The organism is Mycobacterium sp., from assembly GCF_035499775.1.
Lineage (GTDB): Bacteria > Actinomycetota > Actinomycetes > Mycobacteriales > Mycobacteriaceae > Mycobacterium.
In genome coordinates, this window is the sequence record NZ_DATJYB010000027.1 from 1 (window position 1) to 6,327 (window position 6,327).

At 65.6% G+C, this 6,327-nt stretch carries 7 protein-coding genes; 4 read left to right on the forward strand and 3 right to left on the reverse strand.

Annotated elements, in window-relative coordinates; genetic code table 11:
- On the forward strand, positions 1 to 269 hold a 269-nt coding region (locus VML93_RS01575), incomplete at its 5' end, for a hypothetical protein (protein ID WP_325606970.1).
- Positions 270 to 332: 63 nt separating this feature from the next.
- On the opposite strand, the gene VML93_RS01580 is transcribed toward VML93_RS01575, so the two are convergent.
- From VML93_RS01580 to VML93_RS01590, 3 genes are read right to left on the reverse strand one after another with little or no spacing between them, the layout of a single operon-like run.
- Positions 333 to 1,190 (reverse strand): NAD(P)-dependent oxidoreductase, encoded by an 858-nt coding sequence (locus VML93_RS01580; RefSeq protein ID WP_325606972.1) that lies wholly within the window; start codon positions 1,188 to 1,190, stop codon positions 333 to 335.
- The gene (locus VML93_RS01585) at positions 1,187 to 1,936 is read right to left on the reverse strand and encodes an SDR family oxidoreductase (protein ID WP_325606974.1); all 750 of its coding nucleotides are present in this window, start codon (positions 1,934 to 1,936) and stop codon (positions 1,187 to 1,189) included. The genes VML93_RS01580 and VML93_RS01585 overlap by 4 nt, the downstream gene beginning before the upstream one ends.
- Positions 1,937 to 1,956: 20 nt before the next feature.
- On the reverse strand, positions 1,957 to 3,426 hold the full coding sequence (locus tag VML93_RS01590; protein WP_325606976.1) for an aldehyde dehydrogenase: 1,470 nt from the start codon (positions 3,424 to 3,426) through the stop codon (positions 1,957 to 1,959).
- A 171-nt stretch (positions 3,427 to 3,597) separates the two neighbouring features.
- On the opposite strand from VML93_RS01590, the gene VML93_RS01595 reads away from it, so the two are divergent.
- From VML93_RS01595 to VML93_RS01605, 3 genes are read left to right on the forward strand one after another with little or no spacing between them, the layout of a single operon-like run.
- Positions 3,598 to 4,212: a TetR/AcrR family transcriptional regulator gene (locus VML93_RS01595; protein WP_325606978.1), complete on the forward strand. Its 615-nt coding sequence runs from the start codon at positions 3,598 to 3,600 to the stop codon at positions 4,210 to 4,212.
- A complete protein-coding gene (locus VML93_RS01600; protein ID WP_325606980.1) occupies positions 4,209 to 5,426 on the forward strand; it encodes a cytochrome P450 in 1,218 nt (405 codons plus the stop codon). Before VML93_RS01595 ends, VML93_RS01600 begins: the two co-directional genes overlap by 4 nt.
- Positions 5,426 to 6,250, forward strand: a complete 825-nt coding sequence (locus VML93_RS01605; RefSeq protein ID WP_325606982.1) for an SDR family oxidoreductase — start codon at positions 5,426 to 5,428, stop codon at positions 6,248 to 6,250. Before VML93_RS01600 ends, VML93_RS01605 begins: the two co-directional genes overlap by 1 nt.
- Positions 6,251 to 6,327 lie beyond the last annotated feature (77 nt).

Sequence of the window (6,327 nt, forward strand, 5' to 3'; positions counted from 1 at the left end):
GCAAAGGATTCGGCGACGGTGACCGTTTTGTCGGCCCCCGCGCCGTCCCCTTCCGCGTTCTTACGCTTCGGGCTACCCGTTCTGCGGCAGAGTTCAACCTCGTGGGCTGTGCCAAAATTCGGCTCGGCACGCCGCCGGTCCCATCAGTCGCTCCGATCACCGGCGGCAAGGACGCGCCGGTCTGTCCAGCCACCAGCGACAACCGTTGCGCTGCAAGTGGATTCGTCGCTGACAGCCGGCCAGAAAGACCCACAGCCGACATTCTGTGACGGGTGGGGCTCAGGAGGATTGCTCGCTGGGGATGCTGCCAACTTTGCAACGGCCCGCTCGATCTATGCTTCCGCGTCTTTGTGCGGCACCCCGAGACCGGGCGCCAGCCGCTCCAGCGCCAGCCTGGCCAGCGGCAGGTCAACCGACACCGCCTCACCCAGCGCCAGCGCCAGACTCAGGTCCTTCTCCCCTAAGCCCCGGGTGTGCGTGAATCCCTCATACAGGAAGTGGCCCGGCTCAAGGTCTTTCGTGTCTTCCCGGAACATGATCGACCCGGCACCACCGGTCAGCTTGTCGGTGTGACGCACCACGTTGCCGAGGTCCTGCAAGTTCAGCCCGGCGGCCTCGGCCAGCTTCCACGCCTCCCCGACGGCCGCGTAAGCGGTGAAGGTGAGCATGTTGCGGGCCAGCTTCATCCGGGTGCCCGCGCCGGGCGGCCCGGCGTGCACCACCAACTCCGCCCAGTGCGAGAACGGTTCTTTGACGCGGGCGAAGACTTCGTCGCTGGCTCCCACCATGGTGGCGAGTTGGCCGAAACGGGCGGCCCGCCCGCCACCGCTGATCGGTGCGTCGATGACGTGAATGTCCTGGGGTTCCAGCTCGCGCGCGAGTTCCTCCGCGGTGGTGTAGCTGATCGTGGAGTGGATCGCGATGATGGTGCCTGGCTTGGCGTGCGACGCGAGCTCGCCGACGACCTGGCGCACCTGCTCGTCGTTGAGCACGGTGACGCTGATGATGTCGGCGGCCGCGACGTCGGCGACACTGTCGGCCGGAGTGGCGCCCCGCTCCGCCAACGGTGTCATGGCCTCGGTCCTGATGTCGTAAATCGTTAGCCCGCCGGGCCATTCGACCATCTTCTTGGCCATCGGCGTACCCATGTTTCCCAGCCCGATGTACCCAAGGCTCACCTGCTGGCTCATGAGCGGACGATCTGCCCGCCGTCGACATTGAAGATCTGCCCGGTGATCCAGGACGCCTCGTCACTGAGCAGGAACAGGCACATGCCGACCAGATCCTCCGGAGTGCCCATGCGGGACAACGGAAGACCCTTGACGATGTCGTCGACCATCTCCTTGGGAGTGGTGGTCCGGTTGGCCTCGGTGTCGATCGGGCCCGGTGCGATCGCGTTGATCCTGATCTTCTGGCCGCCCAACTCACGCGAAAGCTGTTGAGTCAGGCCGTTGATACCGACCTTGGCCAGGCCGTAGAAGTTCGAGTACAGCCACGCCGCGGTGGACGATTGGTTGACGATCGCCCCGCCACCGCCCTTGGCCATCTTCTTGTACACCGCGCGGGTGCACCACAGGGCACCGTCGAGGTTCACGCTCATGAACTTCTTGTAGTACTCAGGGTCGACGGTGAGCAGGAAGTCCAGCTTCATGCCCCCGAAGATCGCCGCGTTGTTGACCAGGTAGTCAATACGGCCGTACTCGGCGAGGGCGCGGTCGGCCATCTCCTTGGCCGACACCGGGTCGGAGACGTCGACGGGGACGCTGATGGCCGTCCCACCGTCGGCGACGATCTGCTTGGCCACCTCCTCGGCCCCCTCGACGTTGATGTCGGCGACTACCACCGCCGCCCCCTCCCGGGCCAGCGCCTCGGCGTACGCCTGACCGATGCCACCGCCGGATCCGGTGACGATCGCGACTTTGTTCTCGAATCGCATGCTTTCCTCTCCGCGCGCTCTCACCCCGCCGCCGTCGCAATGAGTTTGGCTTCCAAATACTCCTCGAAACCGAGGAGTCCCATCTCCCGGCCGTTGCCGGATTGCTTGTACCCGCCGAATGGCGCGTCGGCCGAGTACCAGACGCCGCCGTTGACGTTGACGGTGCCGACCCGCAGCCGTGCGGCCACGCCGGCGGCACGGTCCGGGTCAGCGCTGAACACGGTGCCCGACAAGCCATATGGCGAATCGTTGGCGATCCGCACCGCGTCGTCGTCGCCGTCGTGGGCGATCACCGTGAGCACCGGGCCGAAGATCTCCTCCCGGGCGACCCGGGCGTCGTTGCCCAGGCCGGCGATGACGGTCGGCTCGATGAAGAAACCGGCGTCCTTGCCGGCCGGGCGGCCGCCGCCACAGGCGAACGTGCCGCCTTCGGCGATCGCCGAGTCCAGATAACCCTGCACTCGATCCCGCTGGCGCGCCGAAATCAACGGTCCACAAACGGTTTTAGAGTTGTCCGGATCGCCGGGCTTGATCGACCCCATGGTGCCCGCCGCTATCGCGACGGCCTCGTCGTAGCGGGCCCGCGGCACCACCAGCCGGGTGGTGATCGCGCAGCCCTGCCCGGCGTGCATGGACGCGGTGAACGCCGAAACGGCGCACGCCCCGGCCAAATCAGCGTCATCCAGCACGACGAAAGCCGACTTTCCACCCAGCTCCAAGAACACCTTCTTGATGGTGGCCGCGGCGTCGGCCATCACGCTGCGGCCGGTGGCCGTGGAGCCGGTGAACGAAACCATGTCTACCCGAGGATCTTTCGACAGCAGCGCCCCGACGGTGTGGTCACTGGACGTGACGATGTTGACGACGCCCGGCGGAAAGTCGGTGTGCGCGGCGATGATCTCGCCGAGCACGGCCGCACACCAGGGTGTGTCGGGCGCCGGCTTCAGGATGACCGTATTGCCCGCGGCCAGCGCGGGACCCAGCTTGGCGAGATTGATCTGGTGCGGGAAGTTCCACGGGGTGATGGCGCCGACGACGCCGACGGCCTCCCGCGCGATGGTGCGACGGGTGGGGATACCCATCGGCGCCGCCTGACCCAGATCCTGATTCCACACATAGGACTCGGCCGTGTCGGCGGAGAACGCCAGGTCGTTGACCGGACCTTCCAACTGGGCTGCGGCGGTGAGCATTCGGGGCGCACCGACTTCGGCGATGGTGATCTCGCGGAGTTCCTCGACGTGTTGCTGCATCGCTTCGCGCAGTTGGCGCACACACCGCACGCGCAGTTCGGTGTTGCGCGACCAGTCGGTGTCGTCGAAGGCGCGCCGTGCGGCGTCGATGGCGCGGCCCATGTCATCGGCGTCGGCATTGGCTGCGACGCCCAGCACTTCTTCGGTCGCCGGATTGATCGTCGGGAAGGTGCCCGCACTGCCTTCCGACAGCTTGCCGTCGATGAACAGTGCACTAACGCCGTCGGCGATCAACGCCATGTTCTCGCTCCAATCCAATGGACAGTTGTCCGATATAGCTCTTTCGAACCATAGCTGTCGGGTCGGCAACGGTGCAAGGCCCGTGCGTTGGCGCGCTTGATATACCCAATTGAGCTGCACATTTACTAGTCAGACTTGCTTCCCGACCTGACTATCCTCTAGCTTGGACATGTGTCCAGCGATGCCGTGGTTGCGGCCACCCAGGCCGGTGGGGCGCCACGCAACCGCCGCCAGGAAGAAACCTTCCGCAAGGTGTTGGCGGCCGGGATGGAAACGCTGCGAGAGAACTCGTATGCCGACCTGACGGTGCGGATGGTGGCGGCCCGCGCCAAGGTGGCCCCAGCTACGGCGTACACCTACTTCTCTTCGAAGAATCACCTGATCGCCGAGGTCTACCTCGACCTCGTCCGGCAAGTCCCCTACTTCACCGACGTCAACGACCCCATGCCCACCCGGGTAGACCAGGCGTTACGCCATCTGGCCCTGGTCGTCGCGGACGAACCCGAAGTCGGCGCCGCATGCACAGCGGCGTTGCTCGGCGGCGGCACCGACCCTGCGGTGCGCGACGCTCGCGACCGAATTGGGGCGGAGATCCACCGCCGCATCGTGTCCGCCATCGGCCCCGGAGCCGACCCGACCACCGTGTCGGCGCTCTCGATGGCCTTCTTTGGCGCGCTCGTCCAGGCCGGCAGCGGGGAGTACACCTACCACAAGATCGCCGACCGGCTGGCCGACGTAGTAAGGCTCATCCTGGTCGGAGCCGAGAAAAATCGGAGCGAGCAATGAGCGTTCATGTTGGCGGGCCCGAGCTGATCCTCGATCCCTACGACTACGACTTCCACGAAGATCCGTACCCGTACTACAAGCGCCTGCGCGACGAGGCGCCGCTGTACCACAACGAGGAACTCGGCTTCTGGGCCCTGTCTCGGCACAGCGACGTTCATCAGGGTTTCCGCAACAGCACCACGCTGTCCAACCGCGACGGCGTCTCACTGGATCCGGTGTCCCGCGGACCGCACGCGTCCAAGACGATGTCGTTCCTGGCTATGGACGACCCGGCACATCTGCGGCTGCGCACGCTAGTGTCGAAAGGCTTCACGCCGCGCCGGATCCGTGAACTCGAGGCGCGGGTAACCGAACTCGCGGTGCAGCATCTCGACGTGATGCTGGAGAAGGCGGGGTCTGGCACGGTCGACTACGTCGCCGAATTCGCCGGCAAGCTACCGATGGACGTGATTTCGGAGCTGATGGGCGTCCCGGTGGAGGACCGCGACCGCATCCGCGCTATGGCCGACGGGGTCATGCACCGCGACGACGGCGTCAACGACGTGCCGGCGTCGGCGATCGAAGCGTCGATCAACCTGATCGTCTACTACCAGGGCATGATCGCCGAGCGGCGCAAGAAGCTGACCGACGACCTGACCTCCGCCTTGCTCGAGGCCGAGATCGACGGTGACCGGCTCACCGACGAAGAAGTCCTCGGGTTCATGTTCCTGATGGTGATCGCCGGCAACGAGACGACGACCAAACTCCTTGCCAATGCCGCGTTCTGGGGCTACAAGAACCCCGATCAGCTGACCCCGGTACATGCGGACCTGTCGCGGATACCGCTGTGGGTGGAGGAAACTCTGCGCTACGACACTTCGAGCCAGATCCTGGCCCGTGTCGTGTCCGGAGAACTCGACCTCTACGACACCACGATCCCCGAAGGGGACATCCTGATACTGCTGCCCGGTTCGGCCCACCGCGACGAGCGCGTGTTCGACAACCCCGACGACTATGTGATCGGCCGCGACGTCGGTTCCAAACTCTTGAGTTTCGGCAGCGGTGCGCACTTCTGCCTGGGTGCCCATCTGGCCCGGATGGAAGCGCGGGTCGCGCTCACCGAGCTGTTCAAACGAATCCGCGGATATGAGGTCGACGAGGTCAACGCCGTCCGCGTTCACTCCAGCAGTGTCCGCGGGTTCGCCCACCTACCAATCACAGTGAAGGTTTCCTGATGCCCCGCTTCGAACCACATCCGGACCGCAGACCCGCGATCGTTGCCGGCGCGTCGTCAGGAATCGGAGCGGCCACCGCGGTTGAGCTTGCCGCCCATGGCTTTCCGGTGGCACTGGGTGCTCGTCGCCTGGAGAAGTGTCAGGAGATCGTCGACCAGATCCGCGCCGACGGGGGTGAGGCGATCGCGCTGCCACTCGACGTCACCGACCCCGACTCGGTGAAGGGATTCGTGCACCAGGCCGCCGAGCAACTCGGCGACATCGAGGTCCTCGTCACCGGCGCCGGCGACACCTACTTCGGCAAGCTGCACGAAATCGACACCGAGACTTTCGAATCGCAGATCCAGATCCACCTCGTCGGGGCAAACCGGTTGGCCACCGCTGTGCTTCCCGGCATGCTCGAGCGTCGCCGCGGCGACCTCATCTTCGTCGGTTCCGATGTCGCGCTCCGGCAGCGCCCGCACATGGGCGCCTACGGTGCCGCGAAAGCCGCACTGGTGGCGATGGTTACCAATCTGCAGATGGAGCTCGAGGGCACCGGTGTCCGCGCGTCGATCGTGCACCCCGGCCCGACGATGACCGGGATGGGCTGGAGCCTGCCGCTCGAATCGATCGGCCCGGCGCTGGAGGACTGGGCGAAGTGGGGTCAGGCGCGGCACAACTACTTCCTGCGGGCGTCTGATCTGGCCCGGGCGATCACCTTCGTCGCGGAAACGCCTCGGGGCGGCTTCGTGGTGAACATGGAGCTTCAGCCGGAAGCCCCGCTGACCGAGACGAAAGACCGTCAGCAACTGAAAGTCGATGAGAAGGATCTGAATTCATGACTTCGCACGAGCGAGGAGTGAGCAAATGACGACAGCAGTGGTGCCGCGGGTCTCCGGCGGCGAAGAGGAACACGGGC

Coding starts and splice junctions, on each gene's coding strand:
- VML93_RS01580 (WP_325606972.1), bottom strand. CDS start 1,190: ATGAGCCAGCAGGTGAGCCTTGGGTACATCGGGCTGGGAAACATGGGT.
- VML93_RS01600 (WP_325606980.1), top strand. CDS start 4,209: ATGAGCGTTCATGTTGGCGGGCCCGAGCTGATCCTCGATCCCTACGAC.
- VML93_RS01605 (WP_325606982.1), top strand. CDS start 5,426: ATGCCCCGCTTCGAACCACATCCGGACCGCAGACCCGCGATCGTTGCC.
- VML93_RS01590 (WP_325606976.1), bottom strand. CDS start 3,426: ATGGCGTTGATCGCCGACGGCGTTAGTGCACTGTTCATCGACGGCAAG.
- VML93_RS01585 (WP_325606974.1), bottom strand. CDS start 1,936: ATGCGATTCGAGAACAAAGTCGCGATCGTCACCGGATCCGGCGGTGGC.